Below are 17,253 nucleotides of genomic sequence, written 5' to 3' on the forward strand. Positions count from 1 at the left end.
TAGCAGGGCATGGCCGAACGGCTACTCGCCCTTGTCAGCCCGGTTGAGACGGGCGAGATAGGCGTTGTAGGAGTCAAGCTCCGGATCCCCGGCGCCGGTGCGCTCGGCCCTGCGGTCGGCCCGCCGGGCCTGCCGGTCGTCGTCCCGATACCACTGCACGGCGATGGTCAGCAGCACGATCAGTGTCGGGATCTCGCCGAACCCCCACGCGATCGCCCCGCCGTCCCGCTGCGTCTGCAGCAGGGTGTCGCCCCAGGTGCGCCCGAGCTGCTCGTACCAGCCCGAGGCGATCACCGAGCCCATCATCATCAGCGCGATCCCGAAGAACGCGTGGAACGGCATGGTGACGAAGAGCATCAGGAGCCGCCCGAAGTACGGCAGCCGGTTCGGGCCCGGGTCGACCCCGATGATCACCCAGAAGAACAGGCTGCCGCTGATCAGGAAGTGCAGCGTCATCCAGATGTGCCCGAGGTGCTCGGTCATGGCCGACTCGAACAACGACGTGAAGTAGAGCGCGTACGTCGAGCCGACGAAGATCGAGGTGGCGACCACCGGATGCGTGATCACCTTCGTGAACCGGCTGTGCAGGATCGTGGTGAGCCACTCCCGCGGGCCCCGGTCACCCCGCTTGGCGGCCGGTTTCAGGGCCCGCAGCGCCAGCGTCACGGGCGCGCCGAGGACGAGGAAGATCGGCACGATCATGGAGAGCGTCATGTGCTCGATCATGTGCATGTCGAACATGACCTTGGCGTAGCGGGCCAGCCCGCTCTGCGTGGCGAACACCAGCAGCGCCACACCCACCAGCCACGAGACCGTACGGCTCACGGGCCAGCGGTCGCCGCGCCGGCCGAGCCGCCACACGCCCAGCACATAAAGCAGGGCCAGCAGGAGCGCGACCGCGGCGAAGAACAGGTCGAACCACCACAGCGTGAACACGTTTCCGAGCGTGATCTCCGCGGGCAGGGGAAAGCCGAGCAGCTCGAAGGCCCGGTCGGCGGGCACGCTGAACTCGGGCGGCGGCGTGCGCGACAGCGCCACGGCCACGCCGACGGTGGCGAGCATGAGCAGCGTCTCGCCCCCGGCCAGCCGGGTGAAGGCCCGGGGCCGCCCCGCCTCCAGGTCGACCAGCGTGCGCTGCCGGTGCCAGTAGCCCACGTAGCCGAGCAGCACGAAGGCCACGATCTTGGCCACGGCCAGCAGGCCGTACTCGGAGGTCCACAGGTCGGACACCGCGCCCAGCCGCGCGACCAGGCTGAACACGCCCGACAGCCCCACGGCCACGTAGCACCACAGCGCCATCTTGGAGAAGCGGGCGGCGGCCACGTCGAGTTGCGGCTGCTTGCGTATGGCGTGCGTCGAGACCACGACCAGCCCGCCCACCCACAGGGCGAGCGCGAGCAGGTGCAGCGACACCGACGAGGTGGCCAGGTCATGGTTGGGAGAGGAGGAGGTGTGCCCGGTGAGCGGCACGGGCAACATCGTCACCAGGGCGAACACCAGCAGCCCCGCCGTGGCGCCCGCGGTGATGGCGCCGCGCGAGAACAGCGCGATGGCCACCCCGAACAGCACCACGAGCGTGAGCGCCACCCCCTGTGTGGTCTGGGTGGCGTAGCTGGTGAGGATGGTGCGTTCGAGGATCTGGGGCACGGTCCGGCCGATGGAGTCGGCGGCCCCGAACACGATGGACAGGAACGCCGCCCCGGCCCAGACCAGCGCCGCCCAGGAGGCGGCCTTGACGTATTCGATCGCGGACTTGCCGAGCATGCCCTTGTCGTTGGGCAGCAGCAGGGCGGCCGTCAGCAGCAGGCCGACGGTGGCCAAGCCCGCCAGGTCCATGAGCAGCTTGGTCACCGGCAGGCCCCACCGCACGACCACCCCGGCGTCCGGCAGCCCCGGAATGATCCTGGGGAACGCCCTGCCCCCGGCGATCATGCCGATCACCAGGGCGACGACCGCGGCCACCGCCCCCGCGAACCCGAGACGCACCGCCCGGCTCATGACTTGCCTCTCCGCGCGCTGAGCAGGAACCCGATGCCGATGCCGATGAGCGCGCCCACCACGACGATCAGCCACACGGGGAAGGTCACCCCTTCGGCCGCGGCCTCGTCGGCCTCGATCGTCGCCGCGGGCGGGCTGGAGCTCGCCGTCGCGGGCGGCCCGGAGGTCGCCGGGGCCGCCGCGGCGGAAGCCGCGTCCGAGGACGTCTGGCTGGGGCTGGGCGAGGGCGTCTCCGCCCCCTCCACCCGGAACGGGATCTCCCCCTCGATGGGGTGCCCGTCGGAGGAGACGACGCGGTAGGCGATCGTGTATTTCCCGTCGGGCAACGGCCCCTCGACCGCCTGCGTCACCACCTTGCCGTCCAGCTCGGGCTTGCCGCTCTGGTGCTCGGCGTCGCCGGGGCCGCGCACGATCACGAACGGCATGCGCACATTGGCCGTGAACTCGAGCGTGACCTCGTCGAGGGACTCGACCTCTGCGCCCTTGGCCGGGGAACTGCTCTTGAGCGCGTCGTGGGCCAGCGCCGGAGCGGCGGTGCCGGACACGAGCAGGGCGGCGATGATCGCGGTGAGGGCCGCGAGCGGGGTTCTCTTCATGTCACCCCTAAGGCTACCGACGCCAGTGCCCGGTCCTCACCCCCCTAGACGCCCGCGCAGGCCAGCGCCCGCTGGTAAGCCTCCACCGCCCCGTCGTCGTCGCCCAGTTGCTCGATCGTCTCCGCCGTGGCGTACCAGGTGGAGGCCGAGCGGCGGGAGTCGGGCAGCGGCGTCAGCCAGTCGCGCACGGAGGCCACGTGGTCGAGGCCCTCGGCGGCGCGCCCGACGCTGCCGTAGACCCGGCCGAGCACGAGATTGGCCTCGGCACCCAGCGCGTGCCCGAACTCGGGCAGCAGGTCCCTGCCGATCACGGCGTGCTCGACGGCCTTGTCGAAGTCACCGGTCATGTATTCGGCGCGGGCCAGCTCCACGTGAACGCGGGCCCGGTCGATCACGCTGGTCGAGGTCTGCTCGAACTCGGTGACTGTCGCGCGCAGCGCGTCGCGGACGGCCTCGGCCTCGGCCGGTCGCGACTCGAGCCGCTTCTGCAGGAGCATCAGGCGCATCCTGGCGATGCTGCGCGGCTGGCCGTTCTCCAGTTGCACCGCCATCGCCCGCTCGGCGAAGGACAGAGCCTCCTCGCCGTGGCCGGTGAGGCGGGCGACTTCGGAGGCGTTCCAGTTGGCGGCCACGATCGACCGCGGCGTGCCGAGCGCGTCGGCCGCGTTGAGCAGCTCGGCCGCGAACTGACGGGACCGCAGCATGTCGCCGCGCCATATATAGGCCGCCAGCAGGGTGGCGCCCAGCTCGATGAGGCGATCGGTCCAGGGCAGGCGGGCGACGCCTCCCAGCATCTGCTCCCCCACCTCGACGGCCTCCGTCAACCGCTCGCTCTCGCGGTAGGCGCGGCAGAGCACCACCGCGACCTCTATGCGTCGATCAGGTGACAGCTCCTCGTCGCGGAGCTTGAGCAGAAGGGAAATCGCGTCGTCGATGTCGCCGCAGGCCTCGAGGGCGAGAGCCAGGCCGAATTCGGTGTCTTGACGAAGCGTGGTCAGCCCTGTCAGGTTGTTGTTCGCCAGCAGCTCGGCGAAGCGAACGCGGGCTTCTCTGACCTCACCGTTCTCCAGGGCCAGCCGCGCGTAACCGAGCGCCAGCTCGATGTCCTCCATCTGCTCGGCGGTCACGCCGTTGAGCAGATAGGACAGCGAGCAGTCCAATTTCTGGGCCAGCAACTCTAGAACGGCAGGAGTCGGGGTACGCTTGCCACTCTCGATCAACGATACGTAGCTGTCAGACAACTCGGGGTGCGCCAGCTGCGCCTGGGACAGGCCGCGTTGTCGCCGAACCGTCTTAATGCGGAGTCCTACCAGGTCAGATGTGGTCACAGCCGTCGCTCCCTGAGAAGATTAGTCCGAGCAACCCCACATAGGCGAGGGAGAACCCCCATGCGTATGCGCATTGCCCTGTCCGCACTGGTCACCGTGATCGCGGTCGCGGTGTCCAGTGCAAGTAATGGTACGACCGTGAGTGCCGAATCGTCTCCTATCCTCGCCAGCCAGCAGGACTCAAGCCTCTGCTGCTGAGTTAGGCATGGCAGGAGGGGGTGCACGCCCCGGCCCCGGGCACGAAACCGCACCGTGCCCCCGCAGACACGTCACCGTGGACGAGACGCGTCGCGCGCCACGTGTGCCCCCACTGCCGGCCCTCCACGCTGTCTATTTCTCAAGTTTAGTCGGGCCCGTCTACATTCGGCCTACATCGGCCTGGTTCGCTGTAGGCCGCCGCGACGATGAGTACGTTGCCGGATCGGATCGGATCTTGGAGACCGAGTGAGCGACGGCTTGTTCATCCGCCTTCTCGGAGCGGTGACCGGCGAGCACCGGCGCGGGGCCGTCGAGGAGTTCATCGATCTCGGACCGGCCAGGCAGCAGGCCACGCTGGCGATCCTCGCCTCGGCCGCGGCCCGCCCCGTCCCGATGACCCAGCTGGTCGCCGGCCTCTGGGGCCAGGACGCCCCGCGCAACGCCGAGCAGAGCGTCTACACCTACGTCGCCGGCCTGCGCCGCGCCTTCGAGCCCGCCCGTAAGCGCCGCGAGCCGTCCCGGCTGCTGGCGGGGACCGCGGCCGGTTACGTTCTGTGCCTGGAGCCCACCCAAGTGGACGCGTTGCTGTTCGCCCAGCGGCTCGGGGAGGCGGGCAGCAGCCGGCTGGCCGGTGACGACCTCCAGGCCGTACGGCACCTCGACGAGTCCTTGGCGATGTGGCGCGGGACCGCGCTGAGCGGCCTGTCCGGGCCCTTCGCGGAGCGCGAGCGCGCCCGCCTGGAGCAGCTCCGGCTGTCGGCGTTCGAGCAGCGGGCGGAGAGCCTGCTCCGGCTGGGCCGCCACCACGAGATCACCGAGGAACTGTACGACCTCACCCGCCGCCACCCCCTGCGCGAGCGCGTACGCGAGCTGCTCATGACGGCCCTGCTCCGCTCGGGGCGCCGGGCCGAGGCGCTGGACGCCTACGATGAGGGCCGGCGGCTGCTCGCCGAGGAGCTGGGCCTGTCACCCGGCGCGGGCTTACGGGAGTGCCACCAGATGGTGCTGCGGGCCCAGGCGGCCCCACCGAGGCAGGCCCCGCAGCCCTCCGCGACCCCCCGGGCACCGCTCCCGCACCAGTTGCCCCGCCCGCTGGCGGGGTTCGTCGGCAGGACGCGGGAGATCGTGCGGCTGAAGGGGCACCTGGCCCCCTGGGACGCCTCGCCGCCCAGCCCGCTGACGATCATCTCCGGCCCGCCGGGCGTCGGCAAGTCCGCGCTCGCCCTCCAGGTGGCCCACCAGGTGCAGGACCGCTTCCCCGACGGCCGGCTCTATGTGAACTGCCGCGGCGCCACGCCCGAGCTGCCCGCCCTCACCGCGCTCGAGGTGCTCGGCCGGTTCCTGCGCGCGCTCGGCGTGGCGGCCGGCTCCGTGCCCGCCGACCTGGACGAGGCGGCGGCCGTGTGGCGCGGACACCTGCACGGCCGGCGGGTGCTCGCGCTCCTGGACGACGCCGCGGACCTCGCGCAGATCAGGCCGCTGCTGGCGGTTCCGCACGGCAGCGCGCTGCTGGTGACCAGCCGCGAGTCCATGGCCTGGGGTGAGGACGCCTGCCAGGTCGAGCTCGGCAGGATGTCCCCCGCCGAGTCGGCCACGATGCTGGCCAAGCTCGCCGGCGTGGTCCGGGTCTCGGCCGACACGGACGCGACGGCCAGGCTCGTCCGCCTGTGCGAGGGCCTCCCACTGGCCCTGCGCATCTCCGGGGCGCGCCTGGCCGGCCGGCCCGACTGGAGCGTGTCGGCGCTCGCGGACCGCCTGAGCGACGAGCGGAGGCGCCTGCACGAGCTCGCGGCGGGCGACCTGGCCGTCCGCTCCAGCCTGGCCGCCAGCCGCACCGCGCTCGAACGCGGCGCCCGCCCCGTGGACCGGCTGGCCGCGCACACCCTGTCGCTGCTCGGCCTGCTGCACGTGCCCGAGGTGACCGCCGAGGCGGCGGGGGCGCTGCTCGGCGCGCCGGAGGCGGAGGCCGAGCCGGCCCTGGAGCGGCTGGTGGACGCGCACCTGCTCGACCGCGCCGACGGTGACCGCTACCAGCTGCACGACCTCGTCCGGCTCTTCGCGAGCGAGCTGCGGCCGGACGGCTCCCGGGACGCGCTGATCCGGGCGCTGTCGTACTACGCGGCCTCCGCGCGCCTGGCCAGCCATGTCAGCGACCCGCACCGCACGCAGCTGGCGAGCCCGGTGGACGCGGCCCCGCACGCGGTCGCCACCGCCGAGGAGGCGCGGGCCTGGCTGCTCAAGGAGGAGGCCGTGCTGACCGCCGCGGCCCTCCAGGCGCTCAACTCCCCCGACGAGACGATCGCCAGGCTCGGCGTCAACCTCGCCTTCGGCCTCGTCTGGCACCAGGAGTGGGCCCACAGGATGGCCGCGGCGAAGGAACTGAACACCCTGGTCCTGCGGGTCAGCGAGCGGCTCGGGGACGAGGCCAGCGCCCTGCTCGCGCACGACCGCATCGCCAACGCCCTGCGCCTGACGGACCGCACGGACGAGGCCGTCGCCCACCTCCAGGCCGAGCTGGAGCTGGCCAGGCGGCTCGGCGACAGCTTCGGCGAGATGCGCGCGCTGGGCAACCTGTCCAGCACCAGCAACTCGGGCGAGCGCCACGAGGAGGCGCTGGCCTGGGCCGAACGCCAGCTCGTGCTGGCCAGGCGCATCGGCGCGCACGTCGGCGTGCGGTACGCGCTGATGGCCATGGGAGCCGCCCAGCTGGGCTCCGGACGTCCCGGCAGGGCGCGCGAGACACTGCGCGAGGCGCTGGCCGAGGCCGAGAAGGTGGGCGACGCCGGCCACCAGGCGTGGGTCCGCCTCCTGCTCGGCGAGACCTGCCTCGATCTGGACGACCCGGAGCAGGCCCTGGACCACTTCCACCGGGCGCTGGAGTTGTTCGGGCCGAACGGTTACCGGCTCGGCAGGCTGCGCTGCCTGATCGGGCTGTCGCGCACGTACCGGAGGCTGGGCGACCTCGGCCGGGCGCTCTTCCACATCACCGATGCCGCCGTGTCGTTCCGCGGGCTGGGCCATCGCCGCTGGGAGCGGCTGCTCGCCGAGGAGCAGGCCGCCGTGCACGCGGCGCGCGGGAGCGCGCCCGTGCACTACGTGTGAGTGGTCCCGCTGCCCCGGAGCGCCAGGAAGAAGTCGACCCGGTCCGCCATCGTCCCCAGGTTCCGGCCGGTGAGCTCCTCGATCCTGCGGACGCGGTAGCGCACCGTGTTGACGTGTACGTGGAGCCGCTCGGCGCAGGCGTGCCAGGAGCCGGCGCAGTCGAGGAAGATCTCCAGCGTGCGCACCAGCTCGGACTGGTGCCGGCGGTCGTAGTCGAGCAGCGGCGTCAGCAGCCGGGCCGCGAACGAGCGGCGCACGCCCCCCGGCACCGTGGCCAGCAGCAGCGCGTGGGTGTAGATCTCGTCGCTGGTCACCACGCCGCCGGCGCGGGCCTCGGCCAGCCGCCTGGCGTGCCCGGCCTCCTCGACGCCGCCCTTGACGGCGGCGGCTCCGGTCAGCACGCCGCTGAGCCCGACGCAGACGCGCGTGTCGGGCAGGGCCGCGAGCACGTCGGTCCCGGCACGCAACCGGTCGGCCAGCGCGGGCGCGGTGCTCCCGCGCAGCGGCACCACGGCGACCGCGCCGTCCGGGCCCGCCGCCGCGGCCACCTCGCGGCCCAGCAGCTCCTCCACGACCTGCCCGCCGAGCGTGGCGGGGTCGGGCCCGCGGGCGGCGCCGGGCCTCTGGGCGGTGACGTTCACGATCGCGTACGGCTCCGCCGCGTCGATCCCGCACGTCCGCAGCCCGGCGTTGAGCTCGGCCGCGTCGGCCCCGGCCAGCGCGGCCACGACGAGCTGGCCGGTCAGGCGGCGCTCGACCCGGCGGCCCTCCTCGATCCGATTGCGTTCGAGGGCCACGCATGCCGCCAGCTCGTAGCCGAGGTCGGCCCGGCCGATCAGGTCTCCGTCGCAGGCCAGCGCCCAGCCCGCGGCCCGGTGCCCGCGCCCGACCGCGAAGATCGTGTGGTCGCCGACGCGCGCGGGCAGCCGGGGCGCCGTCAGATAGGCCCGTGCCAGGCGTACCGGATCCTGGACGGCGCCGACGATCGCCGAGCCCGCGGCGGACAGCACGGCGCCGGTGACGCCCAGCTCGGCGGCGGTCAGCTCGAACAGCTCGCGCAGGCCGGCGCCCTCGGCGACGGCCGCGACGAGCCTGCGGTGGCGGCCGAGCGCGTCGCGCACGTCACCGGACAGGCGCGGCTCGACCAGCTCGGTGAGCGTCTGGAAGGAGACCTCGGTGGGCACCTCGACCAGCGGCAGCCCGGCATCCCTGCAGGCGGCCACCAGGTCGGCGGGGATGTGGCCGAGCCGGGCCTGCCCGGCGCCGAGCGCGGCGACCCCGGCCGCCACCAGCGCGTTCACGAACCGCGCCGAGTCCTGCGGCCCGTGCCACCACATCAGCCCGGTCAGGACCAGCTCGCCGCCGGACAGGTAGCGGCCCGGCTCGGGCAGGTCGGTGATGTGCACGGTGCCGAACTCGCCGCCCGGGTCGCCGGCGAGCAGGGTCAGGCGCGGTTCGCCGAGGGCCAGCAGGTCGCGGATGCGCACTTGGAGGAATATACAAGGCAAGCTGGACAAGCGCTGACAGGGATTTCACATCGGGCGCATAGGACCTGCCGGGGCGGCGGTGCTCTACTCGGAAGATGACGGAGACGACGCTGCCCGGGACGCGGGAACCCGGCACGGGCGGACCCCTTGTGAGCGGGCAGGGCGTGGGCGACAGTGCCCGCCGGCCCGACGCCACGCTGAAGGTGACCGGCGAGTTCGCCTACGCCTCCGACCTCTGGCTGGAGGGCATGGTGTGGGGCGCGACGCTGCGCAGCCCGCACCCGTCGGCCTGGATCCGCTCGATCGACGTGGGCCCGGCGCTAAAGCTGCCGGGCGTGCTGGCCGCGCTGACGCACGAGGACGTGCCGGGCGCGAAGTTCTACGGGCTGGACCGCAAGGACCAGCCGGTGCTGGCCATCGACCAGGTCCGGCACGTGGGCGAGCCGGTGGCGCTGGTGGCCGCCGACCATCCGGAGACGGCCCGCAGGGCGGCCGCGGCCATCGTGGTCGACTACGAGCTCCGCGACGCCGTCACCGACCCCCGCGAGTCCCGGGACGTCGTACGGCACCAGCCGGTACGGCTCGGCGACACGTTCGAGGCCGAGGTCGTCGTCACCGGCGAGTACGAGGTCGGCATGCAGGACCAGGCCTTCCTCGGCCCCGAGTCCGGCCTGGCGGTCCCCGCCGAGGACGGCGGCGTGGACCTCTACATCGCCACCCAGTGGCTGCACGTGGACCGCGACCAGCTCGCCCCCTGCCTCGGCCTGCCCCCCGACAAGGTACGCCTGACGCTGTCGGGCGTCGGCGGCGCGTTCGGGGCCCGCGAGGACCTGTCGATGCAGGTGCACGCCTGCATGCTGGCCCTGCGGCTGAACCGCCCCGTGAAGATCGTCTACGGTCGTGAGGAGTCGTTCTTCGGGCACGTGCACCGTCACCCGGCCCGGATGCGCTACGAGCACGGCGCCACCCGTGACGGCAGACTCGTCTACGTCAAGGCCGACATCCTGCTGGACGGGGGCGCGTACTGCTCCTCCTCGCCCGCCGTGGTGGGCAACGCCGCGTCGCTGGGCGTCGGCCCGTACGAGGTGCCGAACGTGCGGGTGGAGGCCACCGGCGTCTACACCAACAACCCGCCGTGCGGCGCGATGCGCGGGTTCGGCGCCGTGCAGGCCTGTTACGCCTACGAGTCGCAGATGGACCGCCTGGCCGAGGCGTGCGGCCTGTCCCCCGTCGAGATCCGGGTACGCAACGCCGTCTCGCAGGGCTCCCGGCTCATCACCGGCCAGGTGATCGACTCCCCCGCCCCGCTCGCGGACATGCTGCGCGAGCTGGAGGCCCTGCCCCTGCCTGAGCCGCTGCCTGAGCCGCTGCCCGGTGAGGAGCAGCCCGCGGACCTGCGGTCCATGCCGGGCGGGGTCTCCCAGGCCACCCGCGGCGAGGCCGTGCGGCGCGGCGTCGGCTACGGCGTCGGGATCAAGAACATCTGCTTCTCCGAGGGCTTCGACGACTACTCCACGGCCAGGGTGCGGGCCGAGCTGATCGGCGGCGAGCCGCACGTCACGGTGCACACGGCGGCGGCCGAGGTGGGCCAGGGGCTGGTCACGATCCAGGCCCAGATCGCCCGGACCGAGCTGGGCGTCGACGACGTCACGGTGGCCACCGCCGACACCACGGTCGGCTCGGCGGGCTCGTCGTCGGCCTCGCGCCAGTCGTACGTCACCGGCGGCGCGGTCAGGGCCGCCTGCCTGGCCGTGCGCGAGCGCTTCAACGGGCTGCCCGCCAGGCAGGCGCTGGAGGCGTACGGGCCGATCGAGGAGACGCGCGAATACCGGCACCGCCCCACTTTCCCGATGGACCGGGACACCGGGCAGGGGTCCTCCCACGTGCAGCTCGCGCTGTGCGTGCACCGGGCCGTCGTGGACGTGGACGTGGAGCTGGGCCTGACCAAGGTCGTCGAGCTGGCCGCCGTACAGGACGTCGGCCGCGCCCTGAACCCGCAGGCGCTGAAGGGCCAGATCCACGGCGGCTCCGCGCAGGGGCTCGGGCTGGCGCTCATGGAGGAGATCCAGATCCGCGACGGCCAGGTGCTGAACCCCTCCTTCACCGACTACCTCATCCCCACCATCCTCGACATGCCGCCCATGACGATGAAAATCCTGGAAAATCCGGATCCGGCGGCCCCCTACGGCCTGCGCGGCGCCGGAGAGCCCCCGACCCTGTCCTCCACCCCCGCCGTCGCGGCCGCGGTGCGCGCGGCGACCGGCCTCAGGTTGACTCGCGTTCCGATTAGGCCGGAAGATATCGCGTTGTTCGATAAGGGGCACGACAAGGGGGTATCCGATGGCAAGCGCGCGTGAGGCGGCCGAGGCGGAGTTCAGGCGCTTCGACGCCGACGGCGACGGGCTGCTGACGGCCGACGAGATCAGGAAGGCCAACGAGGCGCTCGGCGGCCAGGGCGCGTCCGAGAGCGACGTCGAGGCGTTCATCGCCGCCGCCGACAGCGACGGGGACGGAACCGTCGCGCTGGAGGAGTTCGTCGGCCTGGTCGGTCACGGGCGGCACGAGAAGGCGTGACCCGCCTCCCGGCCGGCTAGGGGCGCGGCCGGCCCGCTCCGGCTAGCGCAGGTCTCCGCTGTTGCAGGCCACGCCGTTGTTGTCCACGTCGGTGTACCAGGTGTACTCCTCGTGCGTCCCCCGGGAATAGGGGCCGTCGCCGGCGGCCACGGCCTCCTTGCAGCTCGCGTAGCGCTTGTCGAGGGCGCGGCCGGTCCCGCCCGGCCCCCCGGCGCCGGGATTCGTGGTGCCGGTGGCACCCGTGCCGGTTGTGCCGGTGGTGCCCGGGTTCGGGCCGATGGTGCCGGTCGTGCCTGTGGTGCCCGGGCCGGTGGTGCCAGTGGTGCCCGGTCCGGTGGTGCCAGTGGTGCCCGGTCCGGTGGTGCCTGTCGTGTCCGTCGGGCCGGCCGTGCCCGTGCTCGTCGGGGCGGTGGGGCTGGGCGTGCTGCCCAGCAGGCGCGCCACCAGCGCGTCGGCCTGCTCCTTGGTGAATCCCGAGATGCTCATGCTGTCGCCGTCCATGGTCTGGGTGACGACGGGCGCGGCCAGCACGGTCTTGGGCGCGTCGGCCTCCTGCGGCGCCAGCACGATCGCCAGCTGCCGCTGCTCGGGCACCTGCTCGTCGATCAGGTCCGCCAGCCGCTGCTTGAACGACGGCGCGATGGCGATGCGCACGGAGTACCGGCCGTCCTTCTCCCGTACCGGCTCGATCTGCTGCACGGCGCCGACCGTGACGCCGTCCTCCAGCAGATAGCAGGTGCGCTCCTCCTCGTCGAGCACCGCCGGCTCGCCCGGGCAGGGCGCGGCCTTGGCCTCCCGCACGGGGGCGAAGTGGATGGGCACCGACAGTTGCTGTGGGGGTGCGCCGCCGAGCAGGGGCTGGTCCGGGCTCCTGGTCATCAGAACCGCGACCGTGCCGAGCACGCCGGCGACCAAGACGACCAGGACCAGCGAGACGATCAACACGATGGTGGTGAGTCTGCTGGCCGTCGGCTCCCCCGGGTCCGCGGGTGGCGGCTCTTCCGGCTTGTCCATCGATGACGTCCTCATCCTGATCTGCGGGCTGCCGGTGAGCTTATCGAGGACCGGTGCGAGCGAGGTAATCAGACGGAGATTCCGCACCCTTCCTGAGACCGGGGAAGAATGAGGGCGGAAGAGCACATGGGACGAGAAGAGTTGTGCCATGAAGGTCGGGGTCCCGCGAGAGGTCAAGAACAGCGAATATCGGGTGGCGCTGACCCCGGCCGGGGTGCACGAGCTGGTCCGCCATGGCCACCGGGTCTTCGTCGAGCGGGAGGCGGGCGCCGGCTCCTCGATCCCGGACGCGGACTTCACCGCGGCGGGCGCCGTCATGATCCCCGGCGCCGACGAGCTCTGGGCCACCGCCGACCTGGTCATGAAGGTCAAGGAGCCGGTGGCGGAGGAGTACCACCGGCTGCGCAAGGGGCAGGTGCTGTTCACGTACCTGCATCTGGCCGCCTCGCGGGAGTGCACGCGGGCGCTACTCGACGCGGGCACCACCGCCATCGCCTACGAGACCGTGCAGAGCCCCGGCGGCGCTCTGCCGCTGCTCGCGCCGATGTCCGAGGTGGCGGGCCGGCTGGCGCCGCAGGTGGGCGCCTACCACCTGATGCGTTCCAGGGGCGGCCGGGGCGTGCTGATGGGCGGCGTCTCCGGCGTGCGCGCGGCGCACGTGGTGGTCATCGGGGCGGGTGTCTCCGGCATGAACGCCGCCGCCATCGCCCTCGGCATGCAGGCCGAGGTCGTGCTGCTGGACAGGAACATCGACAAGCTGCGCCAGGCGGACATGATCTACCAGGGGCACTGCCAGACGGTCGCGTCCAGCATGCTGGAGATCGAGCGCGCGGTGCTGGAGGCGGACCTGGTCGTCGGCGCGGTCCTGGTGCCCGGCGCCAGGGCTCCCGAGCTGGTGAGCGACGACCTGGTCAGCCGGATGAAGCCGGGCTCGGTGCTGGTGGACATCGCGATCGACCAGGGCGGCTGCTTCGCCGGCTCCCGGCCGACCACGCATGAGCGGCCCACCTACCGGGTGCACGACTCGATCTTCTACTGCGTGGCCAACATGCCGGGGGCCGTGCCGCACACCTCCACGTTCGCCCTGACGAACGTCACGCTGCCGTACGCGCTGGCCATCGCCGACCTGGGGTGGCGGCGGGCCATGCGCGCGGATCGGGCGCTGGCGCTCGGCCTGAGCACCCACGAGGGCCACCTGACGAGCCGCCCGGTGGCCGAGGCGCACGGGTTCGAGCCGACCCCCGCGGCGGACGTGCTCGGCTGAGCCGCTCTTTCATGGGTTTCCCTGTCCTGTCCCGTCCCGGCGCGTTACGCTAAGTAATGATCAGCTACTTAGCGTGATGATCGGAGTGGTGATGCCCCAGAACGGCTTCCGCGCGAGCGCCGAGCGGAACTTCGACGACCTCGACACCGACCGCGACGGCTTCCTGACCAGGTACGACTACATGGCTCTCGCGCAGCGGCGGCTGGAGCAGACCGGCATGCCGGCCGACACACCCGAGGGCGACGCGGTCGTGGACGCGTTCCTCAACGCCTGGGACTCCCACGTCCATGCCCTGGACACCGACCGCGACAGCCGGATCAGCAAGGAGGAGTACGTCCGGTCGTTCGACTCGCTCGTACGGGCCGGCACGCTCGACACGGTGCTGGCACCGATCTCCCGGGCCACCTTCGCCGCGGCCGACCGCGACAGCGACGGCTGGATCACGGCCAAGGAGTTCTCCGCGCTCTGGAGCCGCTCGGGCACCGACCTCGGCACGGCCTTCACCGAGGTGGACGCCGACGGCGACGGGCGAATCTCCGTCGAGGAGTTCGTGCGCGCCCGGCAGGCCCTGCTCATCGGCGACGTCTGACGAACAAGGCTCAGGGCCCGGCCGCGGGGGCGGGGCCCTGAGCCCACCGGCTGTGAAGGCCGCCGGCTACTGCTGGGACTGGCTCGGCGCCGGGGAGACGGTCTCCGTCGGTGCCTGCTGCTGGTCGGACACGGGCGGCAGCGGCGCCTGGTCGGCCGTGGTGGTGACGGCCTGCGGCCCGCCGCACACGGCGCCGGGCTCCGGCGTGTCAGACCCGTTCTGATACCTCTTGACGAACGCCCCGAGCTTCGGGTCGTCAGGGGTCTGCAACTTCAGCTGGTGCCCCCACGACGAGGCGACCACCGGCGCCGGCAGGTTGGGGAACGGGCTGACCAGCATGTAGTCCTGCTGCCCCGTCGAGGAGGCCACTTCCTTCAGCTTGTCGACCTGCGCCTTGGGCAGGTCGGGCCGGTAGGTGATCCAGACGGCGCCGTGCTCCAGCGAATGCACGGCGTGCTCGGGGTGGATCGGCTTGTCATAGATCGCGCACTGCTGCCAGTAGGGGTTGTGCTCGCCGCCCATCGGCGGCGTCTCCTTGTAGCTGACCGCGTTCGTCACGTGCTTGCCGGCGTCGTACTTGACGCTGACCACGGCGTCCAGCGAGGTCTCACGGGCCTGATTGATCAGATAGAAGCCCACCACGCCGACGAGAACGACGACGACGAGCCCGCCCGCACCCCACATGAGCAGAGCGGCACGCCGCTCCTTGCGCTTCTGCTCGGCCCGCATCTTCTGCAGATGCTCGCGCCGTGCCTGCGCCTTCTCCTTCGTCATCGCTCCTCCATCGGCGTGCCAACTCCGGTCACCCTATTGCCTACAGCAGTATGCGGAGAATAAGACCTCTATAAGGGTCCGATCACGACCCCGCCGCCGGATGGGTACGCTGGACAGGCCATGGAGAACTCCACGAGGAAACCGTTCCTGATCGCGTGCGGCGTGCTGGTGCTCGCCGTGGCGGCGTTCCTGTTGTTCGGCCGCGGTGGCACGCCCGGCGACGCCTCGGCTGAGGCGGGCTTCGCCCGTGACATGGCCGCACATCACGCGCAGGCGGTGGACATGGCGTTCACGATCCGGGACAAAAACCCGGCCGGCGAGATCAGAAACCTGGCCTACGACATCATCACCGCCCAGTCGGGCCAGCGCGGCATGTTCCTGGGCTGGTTGCAGGCGTGGGGCCTGCCCCAGGTGGGTGACCAGCGGCCGATGGCCTGGATGACCGGTCACGGGCACGGTGGCGGCGCCGCGGGCCCGCCGGGGCAGATGCCCGGCATGGCCACGCCGCAGGAGCTGACCCAGCTCAAGCAGGCGCAGGGCAAGCAGGCCGAGGTCCTGTTCCTGCAGCTCATGATCCGCCACCACGAGGGCGGCGTGGAGATGGCCCAGGGCCTGCTCAAGCTGTCCACGCGGTCCGAGGTGGTCAGCATGGCGCAGAAGATCGTGACGGGGCAGAGCTCGGAGATCAAGCTCATGACCGACCTGCTGCGCCAGCGTGGTGCGCAGCCCTACCCGTCGATTCTCCCGGCTCAGTAGTCGGTGCCGGTAGCCCGGTAAAGTCGGCCCAGTGAAGCCGACCCGGTGAAGCGGGGCCAGCGAAGCCGGTCCAGTGAAGGAGCGCATGATGAGCGCCGCCGATGCGATCGTCGTGGGATCGGGCCCCAACGGTCTCGTCGCCGCCGTCACGCTGGCCCGCGCCGGACGCAAGGTGGTGCTGCTGGAGGCCGCCGACGGGTTCGGCGGCGGCCTGCGCTCGGGCGAGCTGACGCTCCCGGGCCGGGTGCACGACCTGGGCGCGACCGTGGTGGCGATGGCGCTGGCGTCGCCGGCCTTCCGGGGGCTGGAGCTGAAGGGCGTGGAGTTCGCCCACCCCGCCGTGGCCGCGGCCCATCCGCTCGACGACCGTCCGGCCGTGCTCGTGCACCGCGACGCCCGCCGCACCGCCGAGGGGCTCGGGCGGGACGCCCGCGCCTGGCTGGCCACCGTGGGGGCGACCGCGCGGGCCGGGTTCCCGCTGGTGGAGCTGCTGCTCAAGCCGCTGGGGCCGTGGGACGCGCCGCCGCGGGCGTTCGCGCAGGCGATCCGCTTCGGGCTGGCGGGGGCGCTGCCCGCCACGACGTTCGCGCGGCGGGCGTTCCGCACCACGGAGGCGCGGGCGCTGATCGCGGGCATGGCCGCACACTCCAAGCTCGACCTGCGCTCCCCCATCAGCGCCGGCTACGGCCTGCTGCTGGCCGGGCTGGCCCACCTGGTGGGCTGGCCGCTGGTGCGGGGCGGCTCGCAGGTGCTGGCCGACGCGCTCGTGGCCGAGTTGAGGTCGCTGGGCGGCGAGGCGGTCAGCGGCCACCGCGTGCGGCGGCTGGCGGAGCTGGACGCGCCGACCGTGGTGCTCGACGTGACGCCCCGGCAGTTCCTCGCCATGGCCGAGCTGCCCGCGGGCTATCGCCGGCGGCTCCAGCGCTTCCGGTACGGGGCGGGGGTGTTCAAGGTGGACTGGGCGCTGGACGGGCCGGTGCCGTGGCGGGATCCGGCGGTGGCCGGGGCGGGCACGGTGCACCTGGGCGGGACGCTGGAGGAGATCGCGCTCAGCGAGGCGGAGGCGGTCGCCGGGCGGGTCTCGCCGCGGCCTTACGTGTTGGTCGTGCAGCCGTACGCGGCCGACCCGACCAGGGGCGGGCACACCCTGTACGCCTACTGCCACGTCCCCCACGGCTCTCCGGTGGACATGACCGGCACCATCGAGACTCAGATCGAGCGGTACGCCCCCGGCTTCCGGGACCGGGTGCTCGCCCGGCACACGATGTCCCCGGCCGACCTGGAGGCGTACAACCCCAATCTGGTCGGCGGGGACATCAGCGGCGGGGTGGCCGACCTCGTGCAGTTCCTCCGGCGGCCGGTGTGGTCGCCTGCGCCGTGGCGCACGCCGCTGCCGGGGGTGTTCCTCTGCTCGGCCTCGACGCCGCCGGGCTCCGCGGTGCACGGCATGGGCGGCTGGCAGGCCGCCCGCCTGGCGTTGCGCGATTAGTCCCCGCCGCCGGCCGGGCAACCCGGCCGTGAGCCCGCGACCAGAGCCTCCGGCGCCCATCCCGACTCACCGGTCCGCGGCCGA

13 protein-coding genes are annotated in these 17,253 nt (G+C 72.5%); 7 read left to right on the forward strand and 6 right to left on the reverse strand.

Annotation, left to right across the window (positions count from 1 at the left end; translation table 11 throughout):
* Window positions 1-21: 21 nt before the first annotated feature.
* Genes BLS95_RS20520 through BLS95_RS20530 form a run of 3 tightly spaced genes read right to left on the reverse strand, consistent with a single transcriptional unit; the run spans window position 22 to window position 3,922 of the window.
* The gene (locus tag BLS95_RS20520; RefSeq protein WP_090933600.1) at window positions 22-1,998 is read right to left on the reverse strand and encodes a bifunctional copper resistance protein CopD/cytochrome c oxidase assembly protein; all 1,977 of its coding nucleotides are present in this window, start codon (window positions 1,996-1,998) and stop codon (window positions 22-24) included.
* Window positions 1,995-2,594, reverse strand: coding sequence for a copper resistance CopC family protein (locus BLS95_RS20525; protein WP_090933602.1), 600 nt, complete (start codon window positions 2,592-2,594; stop codon window positions 1,995-1,997). Before BLS95_RS20525 ends, BLS95_RS20520 begins: the two co-directional genes overlap by 4 nt.
* A gap of 44 nt (window positions 2,595-2,638) precedes the next feature.
* The gene (locus BLS95_RS20530) at window positions 2,639-3,922 is read right to left on the reverse strand and encodes a helix-turn-helix domain-containing protein (protein ID WP_090933604.1); all 1,284 of its coding nucleotides are present in this window, start codon (window positions 3,920-3,922) and stop codon (window positions 2,639-2,641) included.
* A gap of 444 nt (window positions 3,923-4,366) precedes the next feature.
* On the opposite strand from BLS95_RS20530, the gene BLS95_RS20535 reads away from it, so the two are divergent.
* Window positions 4,367-7,222, forward strand: coding sequence for an AfsR/SARP family transcriptional regulator (locus tag BLS95_RS20535; RefSeq protein WP_090933606.1), 2,856 nt, complete (start codon window positions 4,367-4,369; stop codon window positions 7,220-7,222).
* On the opposite strand, the gene BLS95_RS20540 is transcribed toward BLS95_RS20535, so the two are convergent.
* Window positions 7,213-8,709 carry a helix-turn-helix domain-containing protein gene (locus BLS95_RS20540; RefSeq protein WP_090933608.1) on the reverse strand — a complete coding sequence of 499 codons (1,497 nt, stop codon included), beginning with the start codon at window positions 8,707-8,709 and terminating at the stop codon, window positions 7,213-7,215. The two genes, BLS95_RS20535 and BLS95_RS20540, sit on opposite strands and share 10 nt — an antisense overlap.
* Before the next feature lie 95 nt (window positions 8,710-8,804).
* On the opposite strand from BLS95_RS20540, the gene BLS95_RS20545 reads away from it, so the two are divergent.
* The gene (locus BLS95_RS20545) at window positions 8,805-11,066 is read left to right on the forward strand and encodes a xanthine dehydrogenase family protein molybdopterin-binding subunit (protein ID WP_090933610.1); all 2,262 of its coding nucleotides are present in this window, start codon (window positions 8,805-8,807) and stop codon (window positions 11,064-11,066) included.
* Entirely contained in the window at window positions 11,050-11,283 is a 234-nt protein-coding gene (locus BLS95_RS20550) for an EF-hand domain-containing protein (protein WP_090933612.1), read from the forward strand. Before BLS95_RS20545 ends, BLS95_RS20550 begins: the two co-directional genes overlap by 17 nt.
* Window positions 11,284-11,325: 42 nt before the next feature.
* On the opposite strand, the gene BLS95_RS20555 is transcribed toward BLS95_RS20550, so the two are convergent.
* Window positions 11,326-12,297, reverse strand: coding sequence for an excalibur calcium-binding domain-containing protein (locus BLS95_RS20555; protein ID WP_090933614.1), 972 nt, complete (start codon window positions 12,295-12,297; stop codon window positions 11,326-11,328).
* Window positions 12,298-12,445: 148 nt separating this feature from the next.
* Here BLS95_RS20555 and ald point away from each other — a divergent pair, with 148 nt between their 5' ends.
* A complete protein-coding gene (ald, locus tag BLS95_RS20560; RefSeq protein ID WP_090933616.1) occupies window positions 12,446-13,561 on the forward strand; it encodes an alanine dehydrogenase in 1,116 nt (371 codons plus the stop codon).
* 76 nt (window positions 13,562-13,637) lie between these two features.
* Window positions 13,638-14,150, forward strand: a complete 513-nt coding sequence (locus tag BLS95_RS20565; RefSeq protein WP_090933618.1) for an EF-hand domain-containing protein — start codon at window positions 13,638-13,640, stop codon at window positions 14,148-14,150.
* A 66-nt stretch (window positions 14,151-14,216) separates the two neighbouring features.
* Here the strand turns inward: BLS95_RS20565 and BLS95_RS20570 are convergent, their stop codons facing one another.
* A complete protein-coding gene (locus BLS95_RS20570) occupies window positions 14,217-14,924 on the reverse strand; it encodes a thioredoxin-like domain-containing protein (protein ID WP_090933620.1) in 708 nt (235 codons plus the stop codon).
* A 120-nt stretch (window positions 14,925-15,044) separates the two neighbouring features.
* Here BLS95_RS20570 and BLS95_RS20575 point away from each other — a divergent pair, with 120 nt between their 5' ends.
* Both BLS95_RS20575 and BLS95_RS20580 read left to right on the forward strand, forming a co-directional pair.
* Complete coding sequence (locus BLS95_RS20575) at window positions 15,045-15,680, forward strand: DUF305 domain-containing protein (RefSeq protein ID WP_090933622.1); 636 nt, start codon at window positions 15,045-15,047, stop codon at window positions 15,678-15,680.
* A gap of 88 nt (window positions 15,681-15,768) precedes the next feature.
* On the forward strand, window positions 15,769-17,169 hold the full coding sequence (locus BLS95_RS20580; protein ID WP_090934065.1) for a phytoene desaturase family protein: 1,401 nt from the start codon (window positions 15,769-15,771) through the stop codon (window positions 17,167-17,169).
* Window positions 17,170-17,253 lie beyond the last annotated feature (84 nt).

Origin of the sequence: Nonomuraea jiangxiensis, assembly GCF_900099965.1 — a bacterium.
Taxonomy (GTDB): domain Bacteria; phylum Actinomycetota; class Actinomycetes; order Streptosporangiales; family Streptosporangiaceae; genus Nonomuraea; species Nonomuraea jiangxiensis.

What these genes read in the sequence shown, in the direction of transcription:
- BLS95_RS20545 (WP_090933610.1), top strand. Translation starts at nt 8,805, where the DNA reads ATGACGGAGACGACGCTGCCCGGGACGCGGGAACCCGGCACGGGCGGA.
- BLS95_RS20555 (WP_090933614.1), bottom strand. Translation starts at nt 12,297, where the DNA reads ATGGACAAGCCGGAAGAGCCGCCACCCGCGGACCCGGGGGAGCCGACG.
- ald (WP_090933616.1), top strand. Translation starts at nt 12,446, where the DNA reads ATGAAGGTCGGGGTCCCGCGAGAGGTCAAGAACAGCGAATATCGGGTG.
- BLS95_RS20520 (WP_090933600.1), bottom strand. Translation starts at nt 1,998, where the DNA reads ATGAGCCGGGCGGTGCGTCTCGGGTTCGCGGGGGCGGTGGCCGCGGTC.
- BLS95_RS20565 (WP_090933618.1), top strand. Translation starts at nt 13,638, where the DNA reads ATGATCGGAGTGGTGATGCCCCAGAACGGCTTCCGCGCGAGCGCCGAG.
- BLS95_RS20550 (WP_090933612.1), top strand. Translation starts at nt 11,050, where the DNA reads ATGGCAAGCGCGCGTGAGGCGGCCGAGGCGGAGTTCAGGCGCTTCGAC.
- BLS95_RS20580 (WP_090934065.1), top strand. Translation starts at nt 15,769, where the DNA reads ATGAGCGCCGCCGATGCGATCGTCGTGGGATCGGGCCCCAACGGTCTC.
- BLS95_RS20575 (WP_090933622.1), top strand. Translation starts at nt 15,045, where the DNA reads ATGGAGAACTCCACGAGGAAACCGTTCCTGATCGCGTGCGGCGTGCTG.
- BLS95_RS20525 (WP_090933602.1), bottom strand. Translation starts at nt 2,594, where the DNA reads ATGAAGAGAACCCCGCTCGCGGCCCTCACCGCGATCATCGCCGCCCTG.
- BLS95_RS20570 (WP_090933620.1), bottom strand. Translation starts at nt 14,924, where the DNA reads ATGACGAAGGAGAAGGCGCAGGCACGGCGCGAGCATCTGCAGAAGATG.